Here is a 24,160-nt window from a genome sequence, read left to right on the forward strand (position 1 = left end):
CCTCCCGGGACCCATCGTCCCAAGCGATCAGGTGTCCACAAGACCGGGGCAACATCAGAGAGTAGCTTGTGATGCCGTTACAGAGCCATGTGGTGTGGGCTGCTGATGACTTGCTCCCTTCCGCGCAGCCTGCCAAGCTTTCGCCGCACTATTGTGACCTGGTCCTTCGTGTTCGAGTAAGCGGCCGTTAGGTCCACTGCGGACCTGGGACCGGTGTGGTCGGCGACTTTGTCGCCTTTCCCGCTGGTCCTTCGTCGTTTCTGCCCAGGGGGGCGACCCCCTGGAACCCCCGATGTGAGGGGCTCCGCCCCCCACAGCCCCCCGCGGGTTGTTGTCGGAGGAGGGCCGGGACGTTGACGCAAGTTCGTGTCGGTCTCTGGCCCCTTCCGCTCAGGTTCGGAGGAGGACCGGTCACTGATCAGGAAATTCGGTTGTTCGGCGCGCCGTCCGAGGTCTGTCAGTGTGCGTCTGGCCGTGACCGCGGGATGGCTGGACGCAGCGCTTCGCGGAGGAGCGTGACGGCCGGGGGGATTTCCGTGTCGCTGATGTTGCCGTACCCGAGGACGAGCGCGTTCTCCGTCGATCGCTTCGCGCGGTAGTCGTCGAGGTCCGCCAAGCGGAGCCCGGTGGCGGCAGCGGCCTGGACCGCCGCGCGGGTGTCGGTGCCGTCCGGTAGGTGTAGCAGGATGTGCAGCCCGGCGGCGGTGCCGGCGACCCGGCCTTCCGGCACCTGGGCGCCAAGTGTCCGGACGAGCAGGTCGCGGCGGGCGCGGAACCGCCGCCGCGCCGCTCGGAGGTGGGCGTCGTACCACCCACGGTCGATGAACGTGGCGAGCGCGAGTTGGTCCAGCACCGGAGGTGCGACGGCGACGAGGTTCGCTGCGCGGAGTGCCGAGGTCATCGCTGCAGGCGCGACCAGCCAGCCCAGGCCGAGGGCCGGCGACAGCGTCTTGCTGACCGAGCCGAGGAGAAAGACCCGGCTCGGATCCATGCCCTGCATGACGGCGATCGGGTGGCGGTCGTAGCGGAACTCGGCATCGTAGTCGTCCTCGATGAGGAAGCCGTCGACCTCGCGGGCCCAGCGCACCAGACGGGCCCGGCGTGCCGGGGATAGCACCGTGCACGTGGGAAACTGGTGCGCTGCGCCGACGATGACGGCCCGGGCCGGGGTATGCACGAGGTCGTCGACGCGAAGGCCGTCATGGTCCACGGGCACCGGGTGCGCGCGCAGGCCGGCGCTCGTCGCGGCGTCTCGCAGCCGTCCCCAACCCGGATCTTCCACGGCCAGGTCGGTGATCCCCTCGGCGCGCAGCGCCCGGCACGCGCGGACCAGACCGTCGGTGATGCCCGCGCACACGGCCACGGACGCGACGTGTGCGTCCGCGCCACGCGAGCGCCGCAGGTACTGCGCGATGGTGGTACGCAGTACCGCGTGCCCGGCGGGGTCGGGCAGGCCGAGGTCATCGTGGAGTGCCGAGCCGGTGACCGCGCGGACGGCGTCCGCCCAGCGCCGGCGCGGAAACGCCCGGAGATCGGGCAGGCCGGGCGCGAGGTCGTACCGGGTCGGTGGCCGCGCCGGTGCGTGTCGCGCGTGCGGCTGTGGCGGCGCGGTGTCCGGTGTCCACGAGACACGGGTGGCGGAACCCACCTGGGCGGAGAGGTAACCCTCCGCGATGAGTTGCGCGTACGCCTCTGTCACGACCCACCGGGAGCAGCCGAGTTCTTCAGCGAGCGCTCGGCTCGGTGGCACGGCAGCGCCCTCGACCAGCCGGCCGTCCCGGATCGCGGTGCGGAGCGCGTGAGCCAGGCGATCGTGCAGGCGGCGTCGGCCGCGCTCTGGAGGGCGGACGTCCAGCAGCGTCGCCCATGCGAAATTGGTCTGGGAAACAGACACAAGATTGGAGCGTACCGCCGATCCGAATCCGCCTACCTTGATGGACGTGATCGACAATTTGACTCTTGGTTCCATGTTCTTCGGCACGGTCCAGGACGAGCGCCGGTCGTTCGAGCTCCTGGACCGCTTCGTGGACGCCGGAGGCGTCTGGATCGACACCGCCAACTGCTATGCCTTCTGGGCGGACCCGAGCGGCTTCGGCGGGCAGAGCGAGGCCTTGCTCGGGCGCTGGCTAACACGCCGCCCAGGCGTCCGCGACCGCGTCAAGATCAGCACGAAGGTGGGCTGCGAGCCGACCGTGGCCGGGGGGTTCCCGGAGAGGGCCGAGGGACTCTCCGGCGGGGCCGTCAAGAGCGGGATCGAGGGCAGTCTCCGACGGCTCGGTACTGACCACATCGAGCTGTACTGGGCCCACAAGCCCGATCCGGCCACACCGCTGGAAGAGACGGTTGCCGCCTTCGACGAGCTCGTGTCCGCAGGTACAGTCAGCCGCCTCGGCTGTTCCAACTACCCCGTCTGGCAGGTCGAGCGGGCACGGCAGATCGCGCAGGCCAACGGCAGTGCGGGCTTCACCGCGGTGCAGCAGCACCACACGTACCTGCAACCGCGCCCAGGCACCCAGCCCACCGTGGTGCACCGGTTCGGTGCGGTCACCGACGAGGTGCTCCACTACCTGGAACACCACACGGATATGGCGCTGTGGGCGTACACCCCGCTGCTGAGCGGCAGCTACACCCGTGCGGACAAGCCGCTCCCAGCGGAGTACGACCACCCCGGCACCGCACGCCGCCTCACGGTGCTCGACGAGATCGCCACCGAGACCGGCACGAACCGCAACCAAGTAGTGCTGGCGTGGCTGACCGGAGGAAACCCGGCCGCCACGCCGATCGTCGGCGTCAGCACGGTCGAACAGCTGAACGAGGCGGTCGCGGGTGTGTCACTGGAGTTGACCGCCGAACAGCGCGAACGCCTGGACTCCGCAGTGTGACCTGTTAGGACACGACAATCGGCATCCAGGCGCGCGGGCCGAAGTCCTGCTCCTACGCCGTCGGGTGATATGACTACCGGCGCGGCAGAGGGCGACGGTCGTTATGTCCACTCGACTCCGGCGACCTGTGCCCTTGCGGGCCGGTCGCCTGTCAGCACGTGAGTGACCGCTGGATCGGGTGGCGCCGGAGCAGGGCGCGGGCCTGTGCACGGGACAGGTTGAGGCCGGTCCATGAGTCGCCGTGCTGGAGGGCGTCGGCGACGTGGTGCAAGGCGCAGGAGCGCTGTGGTTCGGGCAGGCGGTCAAGGGCGGGGGCCGCGTCGGCGGACAGGCCGGACAGGTAGGAGAGGTCGGCATTGCCGGTGTGTCGGAAATGGTGCACGTCGCGGGCGGCGATGAAAGCGTCCGGGTTGAGCAGGCCCAGGGCCAGCAGGCCGATCGCTCCACTCGTGGCGATCGCGCGGGGCAGCCAGGCCGCCCTGAGGTAGATGCCGGCGATGGCGATGAGCACGATGACCAGGCCCATCCAGAGCTCGAAGGCGTGCACCCACAGCCGCAGCCTGGTCCAGCCGTACGCCTCCTCGTAGAGGTACAGCCGGCGCAGTGCCACCGCGACGATTACCAGGGTCAGCATGCACAGCAGGCCGAGGAGTGTGCGGACGGTGGTGCGGTCCGCCCGGTTCTTCATCGGGGCGTATCTGACGGCGACGGCCACGACCATCAGGACCAGGCCGGTGACGATCAGAAGCTGCCAGAAGCCCTGCCTCGCGTACTCCGCGTACGACAGGCCGGTGGATCGCAGCAGGCGGTCCTTGTCGGAGGCCAGCAGCACGTCGGCCTGGACCGCGACGAAGCCGAGGAACAGCAGGTCGAGCGCGGCGATCGGGACGACCCACGGAGCACGGCCGACATGGGAGGCCGCGGGCAGCCGGTTGAACCGTGGCGGGGCGACGGCGAGGAATGCTCCGGTCAGGACGACGGCGGTGATACAGCCGAAGATGAGGACGCGCAGGAGCAGCGGCCCCACCGAAAGATCGGGAATCAGCCCGCTGATGGCCCGGCTGAACGCGACGTCCGCAGCGGCGAACAGCGCACCGAACACCCCGAGCAGCGTGCCGGCGATGAGGAGGGAGCCGACCATTCGCCGGGTCGGCCGCCTCCCGCCTCCCGCGAGCCCGGCCAGGCCGCGACCCGCCCAGGGCACCGAGTGCGGGACGGCCAGCAGGAGCGCGCACCCCCCACCGAGCAGGTCGATCCAGGAGCGACCGCCGGTGAGGGCGTACGAGCCGAGCGGCACGGCCAGCGCGATCGCCAGGGCGGTCACCCAGCCGGCGTCCACCAGGGCGGGCAGCGCCAGCAGCGCGACCGCGAGCGCACCGAACACCAGCGACGTACGGCTGCGGCGAGCCACCGGGAACAGCGTGGCCAGCATGGCCACCCCTACGATCAGCACGTTCAGGCCCGGTCGTCCGGGGAAACACGTCGCGGCCAGCGTCCCCGCCACCGCCGCCCCGGCCGCCGTCGCCGGAGAGACCGGCCGCGGTGCCCTGGGCCACTCCACCAGCAGCGGCCGGACCGGTGGCCGGTTCCGCGGTGCCCCGGCCACCGCGGCCGGCTCGGACCAGGCCACCCTGGACGGCATGGGCGGAACCGGGTCGGCGTGGGCCTGGCCGGGCTGTTTCCACGGGGGTGGTGTGGAGGAGGAATCCGGCCCAGGAGGCTGCGGGAGATCGGTCATGACGATCCTCCGGGAGGTTGCGGAAGTACGACGCGGATGAAGCAGCCGGTCGGGGAGTCGGCCACGGCGATCTGTCCGCCGTGCAGGTCCACCGCCCAGCGGGCGATGGCGAGTCCCAGGCCGGTTCCGCCGCCAGGGGAACCGACCTGTGAGGCGGAGCCTCGGGAGAAGCGTTCGAAGACCTGTCCCCGTTCTTCGGCCGGGATACCGGGGCCCTCGTCCCGTACTTGCAGGAGAAGCGTGTCGGCCTGCGGCTTGGCGGTCACCGTGACCGCGCCGCCGGGCGGGCTGTGCCGGGCCGCGTTGTCGAGCAGGTTGGCGACGACCTGGTGCAGGCGGTCGCGGTCCGCGTGAACGGTGAGACCGGATTCGGCCCGTACCGTGAAGACCGGATCGGGGTGGGCGGCCTTGGCGTCCGCGACGGCGGCCTCGAGGAACGGGCCGATCTCGAAGCACGCCAGGTCCAGAGAGACCGCGCCGGCCTCGACGCGGGACAGGTCCAGTAGCTGGGTGACCAGACGGCCAAGGCGTTCGGTCTGCGCCAGGGCTCCTTCGATCACCTCCGAGGTGGCGGGGGTGATGCCGTCCGCGACGTTCTCCAGGACCGCCCGCAGGGCGGTGATGGGAGTGCGGAGCTCATGGGACACGTTCGCAACGAATTCCCGGCGGTGTTGTTCCACCTCGGCGAGATCGGCGGCCATCCGGTTGAAGGCCCGGCCCAGCTCGCCGACCTCGTCCCGAGAGGTCGCCCGCACCCGGCGGCGGTAGTCGCCGCGCGCCATCGCCCGGGCCGCGGCCGTCATCTCGCGCAACGGCGAGGTCATACCGTGTGCCAGGATCTGGGTCACCAAGACGGAGATCAGCAGCGCGACGGGCAGCGTGATTCGGCCCCGGAAGCCCAGGCCGTACCCCCACACGATCATCAGCCCACCGACGCAGGCGTTGCAGACGGCCAGGAGACCGAGCTTGATCTTGATGGACCGCATTGGGTCCAGGGGCCGGGGCAACGCCGTCCACAACCGCCGGAGGAGGTTCATGGAGTGGTCTCCAAGGCGTAGCCGACGCTGTGGACGGTACGGATGAGGTCCGCGCCGAGCTTGCGGCGCAGCGCCTTGATGTGGCTGTCGACCACCCGGGTTCCGGCGCCGTCGGCCCAGTCCCACACCTGTTCGAGCAGGACCGCCCGGGTCAGCACGGTCCCCGGCGCACGGGCCAGGCTGTCGAGCAGTGCGTACTCGGTGGGCGTGAGGTGCACGGGTTCCCCGTCCACCGCGACCTTGCGGGCGGCCCGGTCGATCTCCAGCGGACCGAGCCGTACGACATCCCGGACGGGCGCCGCTGCCGCCAGCGCGGCGGCGTGTTCCACCCGGCGCAGCAGCGTCCGGATCCGAGCCGTCAACTCACGCATGCTGAAGGGCTTGGTCAGATAATCGTCGGCTCCCACCGCCAGCCCGACGAGCAGATCGGTCTCATCATCCCGCGCGGTCAGCATCAGGACCGGGACCGGCCGCTCGGCCTGGATGCGACGGCAGACTTCTAGCCCGTCCAAGCCTGGCAGCATGAGATCGAGAAGCACCAGATCGGGGCCATACGCCCGAAACTCCTCGACCGCGGCCGGGCCGTCGGCCACCACCCGCACCTCAAAGCCTTCGGCGCCCAGGCGGGCGGCGACCGCCTGGGCGATCGTGGGCTCGTCCTCGACCACAAGGATCCGTTGCATGACCGCGACACTAGAAGCCCGTCGCGGAGATCACGCGGACGATCTGTGGGGATTCTGTGAAGATTGCGTCCGTCGCCGCTGCGCAATTGAACGATGGGGAAGTCATCCTCACGCGCCGTGGGCCTACATCGCATCGAGCCGATGCTCCAAGCCCGGCAGGTGTGTCGCGCCATCATGGCGCCTGGCCCACCAGCCCCGTGCCCGAGCAGCGCAGGCGACCCCGCTGCGTCGTCGAAGTCCTGGATAGTGTCGACATCGGCGAGTCCGCACCGACGTCCCAGTCGAGCGACGGAGCGGCCGTCGTACGAGACGAGAGCTGACAGCCATGAAGTACGTGATCCTCATCCACTCCAATCCGCAGCCGTGGGGGCACCCCACCAGCGACTACCTCGCTGCTCACCAGGGACTGCCCGACGATGTGCGCAAGCGGCTGAACGCCGAATTCGAGCAGGTGATGTCCGAGCTGCAGGCCAATGGCGAACTGATCGGCGGCGAGGCGCTCGGCGACCCCGCGGCGGCACGGCTGTACCGGTGGCAGGACGGCTCCCCACTGGCGAGCGACGGCCCGTACTCGGAGGCCAAGGAGCATCTGGCCGGGTTCTTCCTCATCGACGTTGAGGACCGGGCTCGCGCAGAAGCGGTCGCCGCGAAGTTCGCCGGCCCCGGAGAGACGGTGGAACTGCGGCCGGGGATGTGGCCGGGCGGCGACGACCAGTAGCGGTCTCAGGCGGATCGTATGGTGCAGCGGATACTCGCGGACGTGTGGCGTCGGGAGGCGCCACACGTTCTCGGCGCGCTTCTGCGGAGGTACGGCGACCTCGGCGACTGCGAGGACGCGGCCCAGGAAGCCGCGGAGGCCGCTGCTTCCCAGTGGCCCGTCGACGGGGTTCCGGACAATCCGAGGGCGTGGCTGATCCGGGTCGCCTCGCGGCGCCTGATCGACCGGGCGCGGGCCGAGTCGGCCCGCGCCCGCCGCGAGGCACTGGACCTGGCACGACGGCCGGATGACGACGGCGTGGCGCCTGGAGCGGACGAAGTTCCCGGAAGCGAGGTCGACGACACGACCCGCCTGCTCTTCCTGTGCTGTCATCCTGCGCTGAGCCGGCCGTCGCAGGTGGCGCTCAGCCTGCGAGCGGTGGCCGGGTTGAGCGTGGAGCAGATCGCGGCCGCGTATCTGGTGCCGGCCCGTACGATGACCCAGCGCATCAGCCGCGCCCGCGCGACGCTGCGTGGCGCAGGCGCACGGTTCGCGATGCCGTCGGACGAGGAACTGCCGGCCCGGGTCGCAGCCGTGCTCGACGTCTGCCACCTGGTGTTCACGGAGGGCTACACGCGCACCTCCGGCGAGACACTGGTCGACGTCGAGCTCGCCGAGGAGGCGATCCGGCTCACCCGTCAGGTGCACGTCGCACTGCCCGACCATGACGAGGTGACCGGCGCACTGGCGCTGATGCTGCTGACGCACGCGCGGCTGCCGGCGCGGACCGACTCTGCCGGTGATCTGGTGCCGCTGGCCGAGCAGGACCGCTCCCGCTGGCGGCGCGGTCTGATCGCCGAGGGCGTCGCGCTGTTGGAGGAGACGCTGCCGCGGGGGCACGTCGGCCGGTACCAGATCCAGGCGGCGATCGCCGCAGTCCACGCGGAGGCACCGACCTATCAGGCCACCGACTGGATGCAGATCAGCGTCCTCTACGACATGCTGAGCCGAGTCGCTCCTGCCGCGACCGTGACGCTCAACCATGCCGTCGCCGTGGCGATGGCCCACGGCCCGACGGTCGGCTTGGCCCTGCTCGATCCGCTGCTGACCGATCCCGCGATGCAGCGGCATCACCGGCTGTACGCCGTACGTGCCCATCTGCTGGAGCTGAACGGCGATGTGGCGGCCGCGGCCGAGAATTACCGGCGGGCCGCGCAGCTGACGACGAGCCTGCCGGAGCAGCGCTATCTCAACCGGCGACTGCGCCGGCTGGCCTGCTAGTCACCTCCGCCCCCTCACGGCCCCCCGCGGTGCTGTCGGAAAAGGAGGCGCACTTGCGAGGAGGGACAGGACCATGACACCCCCGGCGTATGGCTCCCCCTGTGTCAGGGCCAACCTCAGGACGGCGAGCACGAGCGCCGGACGGGTCATCAGGCCCACCCGACTCTGGCGACCTGTGCCCTTGCGGGCCCGGGTCGTCGCTGGGATGCCGAGCAGCACACGCGTATCTGATCATGCATCATCGGCGACAAACCCGCTCCATCGACCGGCAGCGACGTGGCGCACGCCATGCACAAACTCTTCTGGGACTCGCAGTCCGCGAAGAATCGGCCACGATCGCCTCTGCGCCACCTCCATCGTCCCTTGCCGGCGCGAACACCATGCCGCTGGAGTATCCGGTCCGACGGGCGAAGCAGCACCCTACGCGGTGCTGTGCCGGCACCGCGACCTGATCGTTCGTCGGCACGCCGCCCCGGTCCCAGGTCCGGACGCACGGGACGGCAATGGGACCCTGTAACGACTGGCCGCTGGGGTTCCGGTGCCCGCAGCTGACTGAACGGCCACCTTTGAAGAGAACCCCGTCTGATAAGAGACGGGGCTCTCCCCACACGGCGGGTGTCAGGCACGTACGGCGGCGACCTCGACGCAGTTGCCGCCGTTGCCGCTCCGGCTGCTCTTCTGCCAGTCGTAGTGCATGGTTAACCTCCTTTCGTCGCGGTTGGCATCCGCGATCCCGGGTTGTGAACGGGGTACTGGAATCGCGAGAGACGGGAAGCCCCCGAGATGCGTGCGAGATCCCCGGCCGATGTCGGTCAGCCTCGGCCGGGGTGCCCATCACCTCGTGGAGGTCCGGTCAGCGTCGAGCGGCAGCAGACTGGAATCCACGTTGACCTCGTGGTCGTGTGGAGATGCCGAATGGCTCGCCCATAAGCGACCGGCGTGAGTGGTCGATCAGCTATCGCGATGTTGTCGCCTAGCCGACGACGGCGGACGGTCGCTGAGCAAAACGAGCCGTGGCCCTGTATTGCCGATCACCGCCATCCGGCACGGGCAAGCTGTATGTGTCAGATCCATGCAGGTCGGACTGGGGCGCCGGTCGGTGGGGTCAGTTACATGCATGATCGCCGACTGTGTGGACGCGCGGCCGCGGACCCCTGGGATGGGAAGAGCTGTACGGCTGCCTCGTCGTACCGCGGCGCGTGTGCTGCGCATCAGGCTCCACCCATGGACGGGTCGCTTCGAGTGCTTCCGGGGGCCAGCGTGTAGTCGCCTTCGGAGTCACTCTTGAGAACGAACATATCGTCGTTCCCGAGTGCGTAAAACAGTACTCCGAAAATCTCAGGAAAACACTACCCGACAGGGGAGATTTACATAATGCTGGATTGAGGTCTGCAACTCGAAACTTTATCCGGCCCGGTGAGTGGAGCGGCTGGTGTTGATCGTGCCCCGGGGAGGGGACGCTTGCGAACCGGACGGCATGATGCCCGTCCTTGCCGGTGGCAGCCTAATGGGCTGGTAGGGACGAACTCGGGTTGTCGGGAGCGGAGTCTCGAACTGGATCTACAAGAAACCGGGGGTCTGGCTAGGCGTGCCTATCTGCGCGGCTTCTTGTGCCGGGTCCTCGCTGAGCGTGGTAGCAACATAGCCATTACCGCTCTCATGGGGAAAAAGACCGGCAGCCGGCGGCGTTCACCATCGATCATAGATGCATCGAATAGGCACGCATCGCCGGAGAGCCCAGATGCAGCCTACGAGACTAAAAACTGGGTCAGCGTCGCCGACCTGCGGTCTGATGGTTCGAGCGCGGTGAGAAGTGAACTGCAGGTGCCGGATCGGCCGCCGATCATAACCCGGATTCCTTTTCGGCAGGTGAGCCGACACCACGCCCGAGGGAGCGTCGATCGTGGTGGGGCGGATGTCCGCCGTCAGGCTGCGGCTATTACCGGTGTCGACGAATCGACCTGGCCGACTGGCCTGACCGTTCCTCGATGATCGCGAGTGCTACGCCGACGCTCAGGTCGCTCGTGCCGTGTCGTACTAGCCCGTGGGGTCGTTGAGCGCGTCGCGGATGGTGGATAGCGCGTCTATCAAGTCGGCCTGCTGCTTCGGCGTGAGGGCACTTGCGGTGCGGCGTTCGAGTTCGTGCCATGCCGCCCGGGCGCGTGGGACGGCGGAGCGGCCCTTGCGGGAGAGCTGAACGATCATGGCGCGCTTGTCAGACGGGGACGAGGTGCGAGCGACGAGCCCAGCTCGCTCCATCGCCTGGAGTGTGGCAGTGACGGTTGAGCGGTCGCGGCCCATGTAGTGGACGAGGTCGGTTTGCTGCACAGGGCCGTGGGTGTCGAGGTAGAGCAGCACGATCTCGTGTGGCGGCGCGACTCCTGCCTTCTTCAGGAGCTCGGTTCCCACTCGCGCGTGGGCGCGGAGGACCTGAAGCAGCAGCGACCCGATAGGGGCGCCTTCGATGCTGGTGCCGACGTGCGGCCTCGCCGCCGGTGCGGCCTTGGGGTCATCCGGCGAACCAGTCACAAGTCACAGGATAGCGAGATTGTTGGCATACCAGCAATGAGGCCCCTACTCTGTTGGCATGCCAACAACTGCCGTGGCCGCCGTGCGCCTCGACCGGGGCCTGCTGCGTCTGATGGGCGTGCTGCTGGTCGGGGCGTCGGTCGCGTTGCTGGACACGACGATCGTGGCCGTCGCGATCGATGACCTGACCCGTGCGTTCGGCACGACGGTCTCAACAGCGCAGTGGGTTACGACCGGCTACCTGCTTGCGATGGCGGCAGCGATCCCGATGATGGGCTGGCTGACCGACCGCTGGGGTGCCCGGCGGGTCTGGCTGGCGACGCTGTCGCTGTTCCTGCTCGGCTCGGTGCTGTGTGGGCTCGCCTGGTCCATCGAGAGCCTGATCGTCGCTCGGGTCATCCAGGGGCTCGGGGGCGGACTCATCCTTCCCCTGGTCCAGGCGATCCTGGCCGGTGCCGCCGGGCCGCAGCGGATGGGCCGGGTCATGGGGATGATCGGCATCCCCGGGCAGCTCGCGCCGATCCTCGGCCCGGTGCTGGGTGGGTTGATCCTCGGGTCCCTCGGCTGGCGGTGGATCTTCCTGGTCAACATCCCTCTCTGCCTGCTCGCGATCGCGCTGGCCCGCCGTCACCTGGACGTGACCGCCCATCGCGGCTCGGCAGGGCTGGACTGGGCCGGTGCGTTGCTGATGATTCCGGCGATCGTCGCGGTCCTGGCTAGCTTGTCGGCAATCGATGGGTTGTCGAGTGGATCTGCAGGGCCGATCGGACTGCTGGCCGTCGGGATGGGGCTGCTCGTCGGATTCGTCCTGCACTCCAGGAGCCGCGGCGACCGCGCGATCATCGACCTGAGGCTGTTGCGCCTTCGGTCGTTCTGCATCGCGACTGTGCTGATGCTCCTGTCAGGAGCGTGCCTGTACGGCCCGATGCTGCTCCTGCCGCTGTTCTACCAGCAGGCCCGCGGCGTTCCCATCTCCCAGGTCGGTCTGCTGTTGGCTCCCCAAGGCCTGGGGCTGATGGCCGGACTCTGGGTCGCGGGACGGTGGGCCGATCGCCTCGGCCCACGAATCGTCGCGATCGCCGGGGCGATGCCGGCCGCAATTGGCGTCTCGGTGTTCGTCGTCGCGGGCGACGCATCCCTGTTCGTCCTGTCCGCTGGACTGGTGGCGTTGGGGGCCGGGATTGGCGCAATCGGGGTTGCCGTCTCGGCCACGAGCTACCGCGATGTCCAGCCCAAGGCGATCCCCCGGGCTACGAGCCTGCTGAACATCGTCCAGCGCGTCGGCGCCTCACTCGGCACCGTTGTTATCGCAAGCATCCTCCACCAGCAGCTCGCCGCCATCGACGCAACTGCCGGGCAGGGCGCCGTCAACCGAGCGTTCGTGTACACCTTCACATGCGTGCTCGGCTTCCTCGCCCTCGTCCTCGTCGTCGTGTTCTTCCTGCCTGCCACGCCACCGATGCCGCCACCCATCGACCGCCCAAAACCCGAATCGAGGACCGCCGCATGCGAGCCGTAATCGCCAACCATCCCGGAACCCCGGAGGTACTGCACCCGGTCACTCTGCCCGACCCCGAGCCCAACTCGGGGCAGGTACGTGTTGCCGTCGAGGTCGCAGCGATCACCTTCATCGACACCCTCATCCGTGCCGGCAGTTCTGTTGCGTCGCCTGCGACGTTTCCGGTCATCCTCGGCAATGGCGTCGGTGGCACCATCGACCGGGTCGGGCCAGGTGTGGACCCAGCCTGGATCGGCACCCGTGTCGTCACCACGACCGGGGGTCGCGGTGGCTACGCCAGCCTCGCCACCGCGGCCACCGAAGATCTACACCGTATTCCCGACCGGCTCAGTCTCCGTGACGCGACCGCACTGCTGGCAGACGGTCGAACCGCCGTCGGCCTGCACCAGGCCGCAGGAATCTCCTCAAACGAGACAGTGATCGTCACCGCCGCCGCCGGCGGTGTCGGGAGCATCCTCGTCCAACTCGCCAAGGCATCCGGCGCACGAGTGATCGCCCTCGCAGGAAGCCGTACCAAACTCGACCACGCCAGCGACCTCGGCGCCGATTCGATCATTAACTACCGCGACCACGACTGGCCCTCCCGCATCCACGCCGTGGCCGACGACGGGGTCGACGTCGTCTTCGACGGTGTCGGCGCCGACACCACCAGCGCCCTGTTCCCCCTCGTCCGACGAGGCGGCCGCTACCTGTCCCACGGTGCGGCCGGCGGAAGCTGGGGAACGATCGACGAGACCGCAGCAGCCGAACGCGGTGTCACGCTGGTCGGTCTCTCGGCCATCGGCGCGACAGGCATGTTCGACCTGACTGAACGGGCTCTCGAGCTCGCCGCCCAGGGCACCATCCGACCCACCGTCGGACAGACCTTCTCACTCGACCAGGCTGCCGACGCCCACGCCGCCATCGAATCCCGCGCCACCATCGGAAAGACACTTCTCCTGCCATGACCACGCCACCAAAGACCATGGCCCCCGGCGCGTCGACCCAGACGGCATCCGAGCTGCGGATGCTCGTGATCACCGCGAGCACGCGACCCCAGCGATTCGGCCACCAGGTTGCCTCCTGGTTCCTCGACCACGTCGATGGACACCCGGCGTTCAAGACCAGTCACATCGACCTGACCGACCTGGACATCCCCGCCCACATCGGAACCAGCACCTCAGCGCAACAGCGACTCCGCAAGCATGCCGGCACCGAGATCGAAGCCGCCGACGGGATCGTGATCGTGACCCCTGAGTACAACCACAGCTACCCCGGCACACTGAAGAACTTCATCGACCACTTTCACACCGAGTGGGCCGGTCGGCCCATCTCGTTCATCGGCTACGGCGGCGTATCCGGGGGCCTGCGTTCCATCGAACACCTACGCCTGGTCTTTGCCGAACTTCGTGCCGCGACCCTGAGGGAGACGCTCAGCTTCCACAACCCCCACGGCGCGTTCAATGAGACGGGAAAGCCACCCGACCCGGCAGCGGCCAGCGACGCGGCCGACCGCCTCCTCGCCGAAATGACGTGGTGGGCCACCGCACTCGCGAACGCGCGAGCCACGCAGACATACCCCGGCCAATAAGCGGCTGACCCCTCGGAGTAGCGATGGACAAGGCGGGCGGGCGTGAAGGACTCGGGATGACCCTCCGAGTCGACCTGTATGCCGCGATCCGCCGCGACGCGAGGACCAGCAGCGGCGTTGCTCGCGGCGGCGATCGCCAAGCCGGCCACGCTTCTCCCTCGTCGCCCTCGTCCGTGTGGCCTCCTGCCCCCGAATCCGTGCTACATCACCCGCCGCACCATTGAGGGCAGAGCTCAGCCCCTGGCAACTCAGCCGTGTAGGTGGCGGCGGAGGAAGGTGTGCCAGGTCTGCTCGAACGAGCGGGTCAGGGTCGACGCGGCAGCGAAGCGGTCCCAGGCGTGGAACGCGCGGGCGTAGAGGTGCAGGTCGACCGGCACGCCGGCGGCGATCAGCCGGCGGGCGAAGCCGATGCCCTCGTCCCGCAGCAGGTCGAACTGGGCGACGGCGACGAAGGTGTCCGGCAGGTCGGTGAGGTCGGTGGCCCGGCCGGGTGCGGAGTACGGGTGCACGTCGTCCGTGCCGAACCGGTCACCCAGGACCGCGGCCCAGGCGAGCCGGATGTCCGGGTGGGCGAAGACGACCTCGGAGATGGTCTCGGAGATCGACGGTGTCTCGAGGCGGTCGTCGAGCATCGGGTAGAGCAGGGACAGCGAGCACGGCCGCGGAGCTTGCCGGTCGCGCACCATGAGTGCGGTGGCCGCGGCGGGCGCTCCGCCGCCGCTGGCGCCGGCGAGACCGATCCGGTGCGGGTCGATCCGGTGCTCGGCGGCGTGCTCGGCGAGGTGGGTGTAGGCCAGGTAGCCGTCCTCGGCGGCGCCGGGAGCCGGGGTCTCCGGGGCGAGCCGGTAGACGACGGCGGCCAGGACGCAGTCGAGGTCCAGGGCCAGGGCGGTGTGGTACGCGTCGTCGTCGCGGGCGTCGTCGCCGAGGACCTGGGCGCCGGCGTGGAACCAGACCAGCGCCGGGAGGGTGTGCTCGGCGTCGGCCGGGCGGTACAGGACCACCTCGAGTTCGGTCCGGTCGTCCCGGGGGATGCGCAGGGTCTCGATCGTGACCCGGGGGTCCGGCGGGGTCGCGGGCAGGTGCGCGCGTGCCGCGCGGTATTGCGCGCGCAGGCCCGGGATGTCGGAGAGTTCGAGCAGGGTGCCGTTCGCGGCCTTGGGCATTTCGGCGAACGCGGCGGCGAGTTCAGGGTCGAGCGCGTCGTTGGTTCCAGGCATGGGAGGTCCTTTCAGAAAAGGGAGGGCTGGCCGCTGCCGGCGGTGATGCCGCCGTCGACGGGCAGGATCGTGCCGGTGATGAAACGGGCGTCGTCCGAGGCCAGGAAGCTGACCGCAGCGGCGACGTCGGCTGGGGTGCTGAAGCCGGCGAGCGCCCGGCGCTGGTTGAAGCGTTCGATCATGTCGGCGTGCGTCGTCGCCAGCTCCTCCGGTCCGGTCAGTGACGGGGCGACGGTGTTCACCCGGATGCCGAACTGGCCGAGATCGAAGGCGAGCCCGCGGGTGAAGTTCACGACCGCGCCCTTGGCCGCGTTGTAGGCGGTGAGCCGGCGGTCGCCGCCGAGGCCGGAGGCGGAGGCGATCTGGACGATGCTGCCGCGACTCTCCTTCAGGTACGGCAGCGCCGCCTGCGCGCCGAAGAAGCAGCTGTCGACGTCGGTGCTCATGACCAGCCGCCAGTCCGCCGGCGTCGTCTCCGCGAACTCCTTGCCGAGGCCGACGCCGGCGTTGGAGACCAGGACGTCGATGCCGCCGAACCGGGCCGCGCCGGCGTCGATCATCGCCTGTACGTCGTCCTGGCTGGTGACGTCGGTGGCGACCGGGAGCGCGCGGTGGGTGCCGATCTCGGCCGCGAGGGCCTCCAGCCGGTCCTTGCGCCGCGCGGCGAGGACGAGGTTGGCCCCTTCGGCGGCGAACCGCCGGGCGATGCCGTCGCCGATGCCGGAGCTGGCGCCGGTGACGACGACCGTCCTGCCGGTGAAACGCTGTTCCATGAAGGCCTTCTTTTCGTCAGTTCCTGACACCAACTATGTCAGAGACTGACGGTACTTTGAGTCAGTTACTGACGCAAGTAGCGTCAGTAACTGACGACTCGTGGTAGAGTCGGAGCCGTGCCACGGAACGGGGATGCAGTGCGGCTGCGGCTGCAGGAGGCCGCGCTCGACCTGTATCTGGAGCGTGGCTACGACAAGACCACGACCGGGGACATCGCCGCCCGCGCCGGTGTCACCGAGCGGACCTTCTTCCGCCACTTCGCCGACAAGCGTGAGGTCTTCTTCGACGGCGAGGCGGAGCTACGGGACCTGCTGACCGGCGCGGTCGCGATGGTGCCGGCCGGCACCAAACCGCTGCCCACTCTGCGGGCCGCGTTCCACCAGGTCGTGCCGCTGATCGAACGCAACCTCCCGGTCACCGAGCGGCGGGCGCCGGTCATCGTCGCCACGCCGGCTCTGCAGGAACGGGCGCTGGCCAAGAGCGCGGCCCTGGTCGCCGCGCTCACCGACGCCCTGCGGGCCCGCGGCGTCGCCGAGCCGCTCGCGGCCCTGTGCGCCCAAGTGGGCATGGACGCCTACTCGATCGCCATCCGCCGGTGGAGGGCCGATCGTACGGACGACCTGCACACCCATCTCGACCGGGCCTTCACCGATCTGCGCCTGGCCGCGAACGCCCTGAAGTGAGCGGCTGAGAGATCGGCCACAGACTGATTGGCCAGGCCCGCCGCCGTATTAACTGTGCGCTTCCTGCGAATGACCCGGCGCCGGATCGGCCGCGCCGTCGGTGCGGGAGCCCTCGGTCCGGCGGCGGGACGACGGTCCACCGCCGGGGGTGAGCGCGACGAGGGTGGGGTGGCGTTGCGCGGCGAGAGCGCCGCGCACGATCACCTCCTTGTACAGCGCGGCGATCCGGCCGGTGAGGACGAACTCCACTGGACTGTCATCCGCCCGCACGTACTGCACCAGCGCGTTCCGCCGTCCCAGGCTGATGCACTGGTTGACGTACCGGAACCGGAAGGCACCCGGCTCGCGTCCGGCCAGCTCGTCGCCCACCGCGCGCGCCACATGCCGCGCGGACGGCAACGCGGTGGCACACGCCATGCGAAGCTCCTGCCTGTCCGGCCGCTGCATCACGGCCGCGTCGCCGATCGCGTACACCTCCGGATTCGATACCGAGCGCAATGCCCGATCCACGAGCATTCGCCCGTGCCCGTCCACCGCGAATCCCGCGTCGCGGGCCAGGTCCGGCACCCGGAAACCCGTGGCCCACACGACGGTGTCCGCGGGCACGTGCTCACCCCCGTCCAGAACCAGACCGTCCGCGCGCACCTCGGCGACCCGCACGCCATCTCGGATCTCTACGCCGAGCCGGGTGAACACGCGCCGCACGTGTCTGCGGCCCCGTTCGGACAGCGCCGCGCCCAGCTGATCGGCGGTCAGCAACCGCACCGTCCGCTTTGGGGGCGTCTCCGCCAGCTCGGCCGCCGCCTCGATCCCCGTCAACCCGCCGCCGACCACCGCGACCGTGCCGCCGGCGGTGAGCCGCTCCCGCAGCCGCGCGGCGTCCTCCGCGACGGCGACCGGGTAGGCATGCTCCGCCGCCCCGGGCACGCCGCCACCGTCGGACATGCTGCCCAACGCATAGATCAAGATGTCGTAGCCGAGCCGCCGCCCATCGGCCAGCTCAGCCTCGCGCCGCGCGGCGTCGATCGCGGTGACCCGGCCGACGACGAAATCCACGGGCGCGTCGCCGAGCAGCTCCGCGATCGGCCGCATCCGTACCCACTGCCCCGTCGCGACCTGGTGCAGCCGCACCCGTTCCACGAACCGATCGCTCGCGTTGACCAGCGTCACCCGGGCGTTCCGGAGTCGCGCGGTCAGCCCGGCCGCGACCAATCCCGCATAGCCCGCACCGAGAACCAGAATGCGCGCCGCCATCTCACTGATCCCTTCGCCGACGATGTCCTGTCGAGGGAGTGACTCGACAGGCCCGCCGATTCGTGACGACCGCGCCCAGTGACGGTGCTCACACCTGCTGCGCCGCCGCGAAGGCGAGCTTGTCGGGGTTGAGAACGCTGCGCAGACCGGTCACCCGGCCGTCGTTGGCCTCGAGGCACACGATCATGTACAGGTCGCCGGCCTCGTGCACCACGATCGCCGGCTCGCCATTGACCGTCCGGATCGAAACGTCCATGCGGGTCGCGCGCGGGTGGGCGGCCAGCCCGATGAACAGGCGCGCCACCGCGGGCCGCCCCTCGACCGGTCGTCGCGCGGCCGAGACCTTGCCGCCGCCGTCCGACCAGGCGACGACGTCCTCGGCGAGCAGCCCCTCCAGGCCGGCTACGTCACCCTCCAGCGCCGCGGCCAGGAAGCGGCGCACGAGCTCCTCGCGGTGTCCGGGGCTGGCGGTGAACCGCCGCCGGGGCTCGCCCACGTGCTCACGGGCACGCCGGTAGAGCTGCCGCGCATGCGCCTCGTCCATGTCCAGCACGTCGGCGACCTCCCGGTGCCGGTAGCCGAACGCCTCCCGGAGCACGAACGCCGCGCGCTCGGGAGGTGTCAGCCGCTCCAGCAGGACGAGGACGCCCAACGACAGTGATTCCCGTTGCTCGACCTGTTCCAGCGGGCCGAACTGGCCGCCGGTGGTGAACACCGGCTCGGGTAGCCATGGCCCCACGTACGTCTCTCTGCGGACGCGGGCCGAGCCGAGGCGGCTCAGGCACAGGTTCGTCACGACCTTGGTCAGCCATGCCGCCGGGACCTCGACCGGCCCGGTTCTCGCCCAGCGCAGGTAGGCGTCCTGCAGAACGTCCTCGGCCTCGGAGGCCTCCCCGAGCATCCGGTACGCCAGACCGAGCAGCCGCGGCCGGTTCTCCGCGAACTCAGCGAGTTGGTCCATGCACCCCGTCCGCTTCCCGACCTCGATGACCCAAGCCGACCGCCGCGTCCTCGATCTGCCTGTCGGTCCGCAGAGGCATCTTCAGACAGTACGCCGCGGTGTGGTCTGCTGCTGATCGCCCGGCCGGTGCTGGACCGGGTGGGCGTGCGGGCCAACGGTCCGTGGTGGGTGAGCCGTGCTCGCGCGCTGGTGTACGCCGGGACGGAGCCTCAGGTCTCCAGCACGATGTGCACGGTGTGATGGCCGGTTACGGACGCGGGGATCACCGGTCGGCTCGAGCGGCCGTCGACGGTGCACGAGCGCACCCGGTTGCCGGCGCCGGTCAGGGTGATGTCGAGCGTCGCGTCGCGATAGGGCACGCCGTACAGACCGACGTCGCCCCAGGCCGGAGGCAGGGTCGGGGAGATGCTCAGCTGGTCCGGCCCGAACGTCAGGCCGAACAGGCCGGAGTAGATCAGCCGCAGGTATCCGGAGGCCGACCAGGCCTGGTCGGGCTGGGACGTCCACCGCGAGTCGTTCCCCGTCTGCCAGCCGCCGTCCACCGCCCCGGTCAGCGAGTTGTACAGCTCGTAGAAGTTGTCGTCGCTGTCACCGACGAGGCTCGCCAGGTCGGTGACAGCGCGCTCGAACAGGTCGGTCCGTCCGCCGGCGGCCGCGGCGTGCCCGAACATGCTGTGCACCATCGGCCACACCATGACGTTGTGCCGTCCGGGCCGGTCGTCGCTGAACCTCGGGAAGTGCGGCCAGACGTTCACGATGCCCCGTGGCTGCCAGTGCGCGTTGTTCAGCAGCAGCCTGGTCCGCCGCGCGTCGGCGACGCCGCACAGCACCGCGAAGGCGAGGCCGGCGCCTTCCTGGGACGGGTCGAGTTCGCCGGCGTGGGTGTCGCCGCCATGGATGAGATAACCGTAGCTGCCGGGATTCTCCCGCCAGAGGTGACGGTTGATCGCCTGTCGCAGCGCCCGCGCGTCGTTCCGATACCCGCCGGCCTCGCCGGACCGGCCCACCTGGTCGGCCATTCCCGCCAACGCGGTGAGCGCGCCGTAGTAGAGGCAGTTCGTGGACAGGCACATCAGTTCGTCCGCGTGCGGGTAGTCGAGCACGAACGACGAGCCGACGCCGTCCGCCCAGGGCGGGCTGGGGTATCCGGCGATACCGTCGTTCATGAACGACGGTCCGGCGAACAGCCCGAAGTCGGTGTTGAAGTTCCGCGCCTTGCGGGCCGCCAGCGTGTTCGCCGACGCCTGGTAGGCATTCGCGAGAAAGTGCCGGTCGCCGGTGATCGCGTAGTGGTTCCAGGCGGCGACCACCCAGACGACCTGGTCCCACCACTGGTTGTCCTGCTGGACGATGAGACCGTCGTGCTCCTGACGGTCGATCACCGCCCAGAGCGTGTTGGCCCCCACCATCGGGCCCAGCAGGCTGGCCGCGTTCCAGGCGTTGACGGCGGCGTCGCGCGTCCACCGCTGCGGCGACGGATAGCCGCCTCCTGCGCGTACGAACGCCCCCGGGGGATAGTCGACGAGTCCGGCGCGGTCGTAGACCGCCGGGGTCGCGTAGACGGTGTTGATGCCGATCAGCCCCGTCAGCGCCGCTTCGTAGAGCCTGCCCAGGGAGTTCTGCCGGCCGGCGTCCCGGAAGGACAGCGAGGGCATGCTGAACTCCACCCTGCGTGCCCGGCCGGTCGGGGGTGGTTCGGCTGCGGCGGCGCGGCTCTGGGGGACCAGCACGGTGGCCGCTGCGAGCGTTCCGTTCGCGGAGAGGAACGCGCGTCGGGAAGTTCCTTGACTCTGATCGGAGGGCGCCATGCGCGGATCGTATGACAACGTTGTCAGGTCAGATAGCCCTGAAATCGGGCTAATTTGGCCGTTTCCGGAAGTTTCCGCGGTAAAGCCCTCAGGCGGCCCGGGAGACGACCCCCAGTGCGGCCGGCCGTACGGCTCGCGTGGTCGGTCGGGAGGCATGTCGTCCGTGATCGCCCTCTTGCGGCGTCTATCCGTCGGCCTCCGGCGTTTCCCGCAACGGCCAGACCTCGACAACACCGTGTGCGACGGCGCAGGGGGTCATTGATACGAGCTGGACGGCCTCCTCCAGCGTTTCCGCTTCAATGATCATGAACCCGGCGACTGGAAGAGCCGACGACATGAACGATCCGCTCTCCACGCTCATGCCGGCACCATCATGGTTTCGCACCTGTACGGGCGAGCCGGCGATCCCCATATCGGCTCCTGCCGCACGCAGGCGAGAGTCGTGCGCGTGGGCCCGGTCGCGGACCGCCGCGTCGGTTCGGTCGTAACCTTCCTGGTCGCCATATCCGATGGTCACGAATTTCGCCATCGCGGGTCCTCCTTTGGTTCGTCTCGGACCGGTCGTCAGTAGTGACTTCCCTCGCGTCCTCAATTCATCGGTGCGTCCGGCACTCGGTCCACCAGGGTCAGCCGCCGGGGTCTGCTCTCGGCGTGAACCGCGGTATGACGACGGCTCCGCCCCCGGCACTTCGGGGGCGGAGCCGTCCGCCGTTGAGCGGTGGTCAGGGCGTCGGCGTCGACCAGATACCGCGTCCGTGGGTGGCGATGTAGAGCGTGCCGCCGTCCGGGCTCGGGCTGAGGTAGACGGCGGCGGACGTGGGCAGGTTGGCCGAGGAGGTGATGTCCGCCGGGCCGAGTCGCTTCCAGTGGCCCAGGCCGTCGGCCTTGACGTCGTCGACGAACACGCCGAGGTCGCTGGCGACCGTCAGAGAGCCGTCTCGGGCGACGAACAGCCGGTTGGCGGGAGCGTCGGGGAACGAGTCGGCGGCCGTGTCGCTGCCGCTGACGTCGGTCCAGGTCTTGCCGCCGTCGGTCGTGCGCCAGATGTGGCCGTAGCCGGCGCCCGGGCCTTCGTTCCAGTGCCGGGAGAAACCCGAGAGGGTGACGTAGACGGTCGCTCCCGTCGGGTCGGACGGGTCGATCGTCAGGCCCTGAATGTAGCGGTTCGGGAAGTCGCCCGGCAGGCTCAGCTGATGCCAGTCGCCGCCGTAGTCGGTGGCGATGCCGCGGCCGAAGGAACTGCCGGCGTCACAGGAACCGCACCAGGCGGCCCAGGCCACACGCTTCTGGCTGGCGATGGCCGTGATCGACCGGCCGGCGCCCGTGTCGTACAGCTTCTGCCAGTCGGCGCCCGACGTGCTCGCCCAGGTCTTGGTGTTGGCCCAGACGTACTCGCCGCCGGCCACCCAGTAGCCCGTGTCGGCCGAGTCGGCCGCGAACGGGGCGATGAACCGTGGGGTGGGGTCACTGGGGGCGATGTTGACGATCGCCGACGGCGTACCGTCGTCGTTCGCCGTGTAGCCGCAGTTGTTGGTCATCTGCAGCGTCAGGTCGGTGTACTCGCCGACGGTCTGGCAGCCGTTCTTCGGGTTGACCAGCTGGTCGCCGCCGTCGCCGCCGAACGGCTCGGTCATCTCACCGTTCGGGTTGAGGTTCTCGGTGACCGGGGTGGTCGTTCCCGGGTAGGTGTAGGTGTACGTCGAGCCGGTGGGGCTCGCCATCGCCACACCGTTGTCCTGCAGACCGCCCCAGACGGCGTCCCCGCCGCTGGGCAGGGAGCCGGCCCCGACCGAGTAGTACTGCAGCGTACGCAGGGTGCCGCTCGCGTTCAGATTGCGCCAGCCCGGCGTCTTCTGGGCGATGGGCCTGGCGTACGCGCCGCCGTCATTGCCGACGTACACCTCGGGCGCCCTGCCGCTCCAGTCGCTGAACGCCAGCGCGTGCTGGTCGGAGTGCATGACGTTGCCGTCACAGGTGTTCTGCGCCGGCGTGTAGCTGAAGCACGACATCCCGAAGTTCCAGTACCGGCCGACCGTCTGCCAGGTGGCGCCGCCGTCCCAGGTCTCATAGACCTCTTCCAGCCCCAGGTAAAGGTGGTCGGGGTTGGACGGGTCGACACCGAGCGACTGGTCGTACCAGGCCTGAACGCCCGGCTGGTAGCCCGGGCCGATCTCGGTGCGCTTCATCGCCGAGCCGCTGTTGGCCAGGACGCTGGACGTCGCGATCTGGTGGTACGGGCCGGCGATGTCGCCGTTCGGAGACACGTAGACCCCGGCCAGCGCGGTGCTCGCGCCCTTGTTGAGCAGGGCGGGCGACTCCATGACGACGTACAGCTTGCTGCCGTCACCGGCGTACGCGAACGTCGCGTTGCCGATCTCCTTGGGGTTGATCGCGCCGGTCGGGTTCGCGAGCTTCCACGTGAGGCCGGCGTCGTTGGAGTAGTAGAAGCCGTTGTACGACGCGCCGCTGCGCCAGGCCACGTTCGCGACCAGCGACCTTCCGCCGCTGCCCGGCTGGACGACGAGGTCGCCTGCGATGTCGGCGTAGAACTCGGTGGTGCCGCAGGAGATCCCAGTGATGCCGACGCCGGCGCACGGTGCGAGCACCTTCTGCCAGGCGCTCGTCTGGCCGGCGTTCAGCGGACGCCGGAAGACGCCGCGGGACGTCACCGCGAAGACATAGCCCGCCTCCGCGTCCAGGCGCAGTTCGTGAATGGACGAACTCTGCAGCTCGTCGCCACCCACCTGGTCGGCCTCGGTGAACGTTCCCCTCGACGGGTCGGCGAGCCGGTACACACCCGAGCCGACGTAGTTCTCGTACGCGGTCGTGGCCTCACCGGTGCCGAGCCAGAGCGACCCGTCGGGCATGACCGCCAGCGAGCCGACGGACAGGGCCGGGAGGTGGTCCGCGATGGGCGTCCAGGTCTTGCCGTCGTCGCTGGAGCGGAAAACGCCGCCGTCGGCGCCGCCCACGTAGACCACGCCGGGATGGCCGGGGTCGACCGCCATCGCTGCGACGCGGCCGGACGAGTGGCCGGCGCCGCCACCGGAGTTGGCGGCGCTGCGGTCCCTGAAGTGCAGGGCGTCGGAGTTGAACGGCTGGGTGGTGACCTCCTTGTAGGACGCCGAGCGCACCGGCATGCCCTTGATGTGCTGCCAGGCCGCGCCATAGGCACCGGGTTGGACGGTGCCGTTCGGCGACAGACGAGGCTCGCCGTACGACTCCAGGGCCTCCATGAGCTCGGCCGACTCGTCGCCGGCCTCCTTGACGTGGGAGGAACCCGGGGACGGCTCGGCGCCGACCGGGGGACTCGACCACAGGAGTGCCGCAGCCATGCCCGCCAGCGAAATGAATACGGCACTGTTACGCCGCGTGGTCAGAAAGCGCATCTGACCTCCATACCGATCCAAGTGGGTTTGGTGAACCCAAGAAGTGGGGCAGCGGCACGCTACCTATTTCTTCGTTCGCTGCCAAGAGAAAATGTGGGTCGTTATTCGCGTCTGTGTGGTGTGCGAGGTGAACGT

At 69.5% G+C, this 24,160-nt stretch carries 20 protein-coding genes; 7 read left to right on the forward strand and 13 right to left on the reverse strand.

Translation table 11 applies throughout. From position 1 onward, the window contains the following. Positions 1–457: 457 nt before the first annotated feature. Complete coding sequence (gene pdxR / locus ABEA10_RS07330) at positions 458–1,894, reverse strand: MocR-like pyridoxine biosynthesis transcription factor PdxR (protein ID WP_345459043.1); 1,437 nt, start codon at positions 1,892–1,894, stop codon at positions 458–460. Positions 1,895–1,940: 46 nt separating this feature from the next. On the opposite strand from pdxR, the gene ABEA10_RS07335 reads away from it, so the two are divergent. Continuing rightward, complete coding sequence (locus tag ABEA10_RS07335; protein ID WP_425550882.1) at positions 1,941–2,882, forward strand: aldo/keto reductase; 942 nt, start codon at positions 1,941–1,943, stop codon at positions 2,880–2,882. A 151-nt stretch (positions 2,883–3,033) separates the two neighbouring features. Here the strand turns inward: ABEA10_RS07335 and ABEA10_RS07340 are convergent, their stop codons facing one another. Genes ABEA10_RS07340 through ABEA10_RS07350 form a run of 3 tightly spaced genes read right to left on the reverse strand, consistent with a single transcriptional unit; the run spans position 3,034 to position 6,340 of the window. Further along, complete coding sequence (locus ABEA10_RS07340) at positions 3,034–4,620, reverse strand: DUF4153 domain-containing protein (protein WP_345459052.1); 1,587 nt, start codon at positions 4,618–4,620, stop codon at positions 3,034–3,036. Continuing rightward, a complete protein-coding gene (locus ABEA10_RS07345) occupies positions 4,617–5,606 on the reverse strand; it encodes a HAMP domain-containing sensor histidine kinase (RefSeq protein ID WP_345459055.1) in 990 nt (329 codons plus the stop codon). The genes ABEA10_RS07340 and ABEA10_RS07345 overlap by 4 nt, the downstream gene beginning before the upstream one ends. A 47-nt stretch (positions 5,607–5,653) precedes the next feature. Next, positions 5,654–6,340, reverse strand: coding sequence for a response regulator transcription factor (locus ABEA10_RS07350; RefSeq protein WP_345459058.1), 687 nt, complete (start codon positions 6,338–6,340; stop codon positions 5,654–5,656). 325 nt (positions 6,341–6,665) lie between these two features. Here ABEA10_RS07350 and ABEA10_RS07355 point away from each other — a divergent pair, with 325 nt between their 5' ends. Both ABEA10_RS07355 and ABEA10_RS07360 read left to right on the forward strand, forming a co-directional pair. Continuing rightward, on the forward strand, positions 6,666–7,058 hold the full coding sequence (locus ABEA10_RS07355; RefSeq protein WP_345459061.1) for a YciI family protein: 393 nt from the start codon (positions 6,666–6,668) through the stop codon (positions 7,056–7,058). Between the two features lie 42 nt (positions 7,059–7,100). Further along, complete coding sequence (locus ABEA10_RS07360; RefSeq protein WP_345459064.1) at positions 7,101–8,318, forward strand: RNA polymerase sigma factor; 1,218 nt, start codon at positions 7,101–7,103, stop codon at positions 8,316–8,318. 618 nt (positions 8,319–8,936) lie between these two features. Here the strand turns inward: ABEA10_RS07360 and ABEA10_RS51030 are convergent. Together ABEA10_RS51030 and ABEA10_RS07365 are read right to left on the reverse strand one after the other, a co-directional pair. Next, positions 8,937–9,014, reverse strand: coding sequence for a DUF397 domain-containing protein (locus ABEA10_RS51030; RefSeq protein WP_425550885.1), 78 nt, complete (start codon positions 9,012–9,014; stop codon positions 8,937–8,939). 1,341 nt (positions 9,015–10,355) lie between these two features. Continuing rightward, on the reverse strand, positions 10,356–10,847 hold the full coding sequence (locus ABEA10_RS07365; RefSeq protein ID WP_345459067.1) for a MarR family winged helix-turn-helix transcriptional regulator: 492 nt from the start codon (positions 10,845–10,847) through the stop codon (positions 10,356–10,358). Between the two features lie 58 nt (positions 10,848–10,905). On the opposite strand from ABEA10_RS07365, the gene ABEA10_RS07370 reads away from it, so the two are divergent. From ABEA10_RS07370 to ABEA10_RS07380, 3 genes are read left to right on the forward strand one after another with little or no spacing between them, the layout of a single operon-like run. Next, positions 10,906–12,366 carry a DHA2 family efflux MFS transporter permease subunit gene (locus ABEA10_RS07370; RefSeq protein ID WP_345459070.1) on the forward strand — a complete coding sequence of 487 codons (1,461 nt, stop codon included), beginning with the start codon at positions 10,906–10,908 and terminating at the stop codon, positions 12,364–12,366. Beyond that, complete coding sequence (locus tag ABEA10_RS07375; RefSeq protein WP_345459073.1) at positions 12,354–13,313, forward strand: zinc-binding dehydrogenase; 960 nt, start codon at positions 12,354–12,356, stop codon at positions 13,311–13,313. Before ABEA10_RS07370 ends, ABEA10_RS07375 begins: the two co-directional genes overlap by 13 nt. After that, a complete protein-coding gene (locus ABEA10_RS07380; protein ID WP_345459076.1) occupies positions 13,310–13,936 on the forward strand; it encodes an NADPH-dependent FMN reductase in 627 nt (208 codons plus the stop codon). The genes ABEA10_RS07375 and ABEA10_RS07380 overlap by 4 nt, the downstream gene beginning before the upstream one ends. Positions 13,937–14,184: 248 nt before the next feature. On the opposite strand, the gene ABEA10_RS07385 is transcribed toward ABEA10_RS07380, so the two are convergent. After that, positions 14,185–15,156 carry an alpha/beta hydrolase fold domain-containing protein gene (locus tag ABEA10_RS07385; protein ID WP_345459079.1) on the reverse strand — a complete coding sequence of 324 codons (972 nt, stop codon included), beginning with the start codon at positions 15,154–15,156 and terminating at the stop codon, positions 14,185–14,187. An 11-nt stretch (positions 15,157–15,167) separates the two neighbouring features. Next, entirely contained in the window at positions 15,168–15,929 is a 762-nt protein-coding gene (gene budC, locus ABEA10_RS07390) for a meso-2,3-butanediol dehydrogenase (protein ID WP_345459082.1), read from the reverse strand. 117 nt (positions 15,930–16,046) lie between these two features. Here budC and ABEA10_RS07395 point away from each other — a divergent pair, with 117 nt between their 5' ends. After that, positions 16,047–16,613: a TetR/AcrR family transcriptional regulator gene (locus ABEA10_RS07395; protein ID WP_345459085.1), complete on the forward strand. Its 567-nt coding sequence runs from the start codon at positions 16,047–16,049 to the stop codon at positions 16,611–16,613. A gap of 48 nt (positions 16,614–16,661) precedes the next feature. Here the strand turns inward: ABEA10_RS07395 and ABEA10_RS07400 are convergent, their stop codons facing one another. From ABEA10_RS07400 to ABEA10_RS07420, 5 genes are all read right to left on the reverse strand, one after another. Then, entirely contained in the window at positions 16,662–17,867 is a 1,206-nt protein-coding gene (locus ABEA10_RS07400) for an NAD(P)/FAD-dependent oxidoreductase (RefSeq protein ID WP_345459089.1), read from the reverse strand. 88 nt (positions 17,868–17,955) lie between these two features. Next, the gene (locus ABEA10_RS07405; RefSeq protein WP_345459092.1) at positions 17,956–18,828 is read right to left on the reverse strand and encodes an RNA polymerase sigma-70 factor; all 873 of its coding nucleotides are present in this window, start codon (positions 18,826–18,828) and stop codon (positions 17,956–17,958) included. Between the two features lie 209 nt (positions 18,829–19,037). Continuing rightward, on the reverse strand, positions 19,038–20,636 hold the full coding sequence (locus ABEA10_RS07410; RefSeq protein ID WP_345459095.1) for an MGH1-like glycoside hydrolase domain-containing protein: 1,599 nt from the start codon (positions 20,634–20,636) through the stop codon (positions 19,038–19,040). Positions 20,637–20,820: 184 nt separating this feature from the next. After that, positions 20,821–21,165, reverse strand: a complete 345-nt coding sequence (locus ABEA10_RS07415) for a YciI family protein (protein WP_345459098.1) — start codon at positions 21,163–21,165, stop codon at positions 20,821–20,823. A gap of 193 nt (positions 21,166–21,358) precedes the next feature. Continuing rightward, a complete protein-coding gene (locus tag ABEA10_RS07420; protein ID WP_345459101.1) occupies positions 21,359–23,971 on the reverse strand; it encodes a beta propeller repeat protein in 2,613 nt (870 codons plus the stop codon). Positions 23,972–24,160 lie beyond the last annotated feature (189 nt).

Origin of the sequence: Actinoallomurus oryzae, from assembly GCF_039541955.1 — a bacterium.
Lineage (GTDB): Bacteria > Actinomycetota > Actinomycetes > Streptosporangiales > Streptosporangiaceae > Actinoallomurus > Actinoallomurus oryzae.

Bases quoted from the DNA above. Each gene is read 5' to 3' on its own strand.
- ABEA10_RS07340 (WP_345459052.1), bottom strand. From the start codon at position 4,620: ATGACCGATCTCCCGCAGCCTCCTGGGCCGGATTCCTCCTCCACACCA.
- ABEA10_RS07345 (WP_345459055.1), bottom strand. From the start codon at position 5,606: ATGCGGTCCATCAAGATCAAGCTCGGTCTCCTGGCCGTCTGCAACGCC.
- ABEA10_RS07350 (WP_345459058.1), bottom strand. From the start codon at position 6,340: ATGCAACGGATCCTTGTGGTCGAGGACGAGCCCACGATCGCCCAGGCG.
- ABEA10_RS07355 (WP_345459061.1), top strand. From the start codon at position 6,666: ATGAAGTACGTGATCCTCATCCACTCCAATCCGCAGCCGTGGGGGCAC.
- ABEA10_RS51030 (WP_425550885.1), bottom strand. From the start codon at position 9,014: ATGCACTACGACTGGCAGAAGAGCAGCCGGAGCGGCAACGGCGGCAAC.
- ABEA10_RS07370 (WP_345459070.1), top strand. From the start codon at position 10,906: ATGCCAACAACTGCCGTGGCCGCCGTGCGCCTCGACCGGGGCCTGCTG.
- ABEA10_RS07375 (WP_345459073.1), top strand. From the start codon at position 12,354: ATGCGAGCCGTAATCGCCAACCATCCCGGAACCCCGGAGGTACTGCAC.
- ABEA10_RS07380 (WP_345459076.1), top strand. From the start codon at position 13,310: ATGACCACGCCACCAAAGACCATGGCCCCCGGCGCGTCGACCCAGACG.
- ABEA10_RS07385 (WP_345459079.1), bottom strand. From the start codon at position 15,156: ATGCCTGGAACCAACGACGCGCTCGACCCTGAACTCGCCGCCGCGTTC.
- budC (WP_345459082.1), bottom strand. From the start codon at position 15,929: ATGGAACAGCGTTTCACCGGCAGGACGGTCGTCGTCACCGGCGCCAGC.
- ABEA10_RS07400 (WP_345459089.1), bottom strand. From the start codon at position 17,867: ATGGCGGCGCGCATTCTGGTTCTCGGTGCGGGCTATGCGGGATTGGTC.
- ABEA10_RS07405 (WP_345459092.1), bottom strand. From the start codon at position 18,828: ATGGACCAACTCGCTGAGTTCGCGGAGAACCGGCCGCGGCTGCTCGGT.
- ABEA10_RS07410 (WP_345459095.1), bottom strand. From the start codon at position 20,636: ATGGCGCCCTCCGATCAGAGTCAAGGAACTTCCCGACGCGCGTTCCTC.
- ABEA10_RS07415 (WP_345459098.1), bottom strand. From the start codon at position 21,165: ATGGCGAAATTCGTGACCATCGGATATGGCGACCAGGAAGGTTACGAC.
- ABEA10_RS07420 (WP_345459101.1), bottom strand. From the start codon at position 23,971: ATGGCTGCGGCACTCCTGTGGTCGAGTCCCCCGGTCGGCGCCGAGCCG.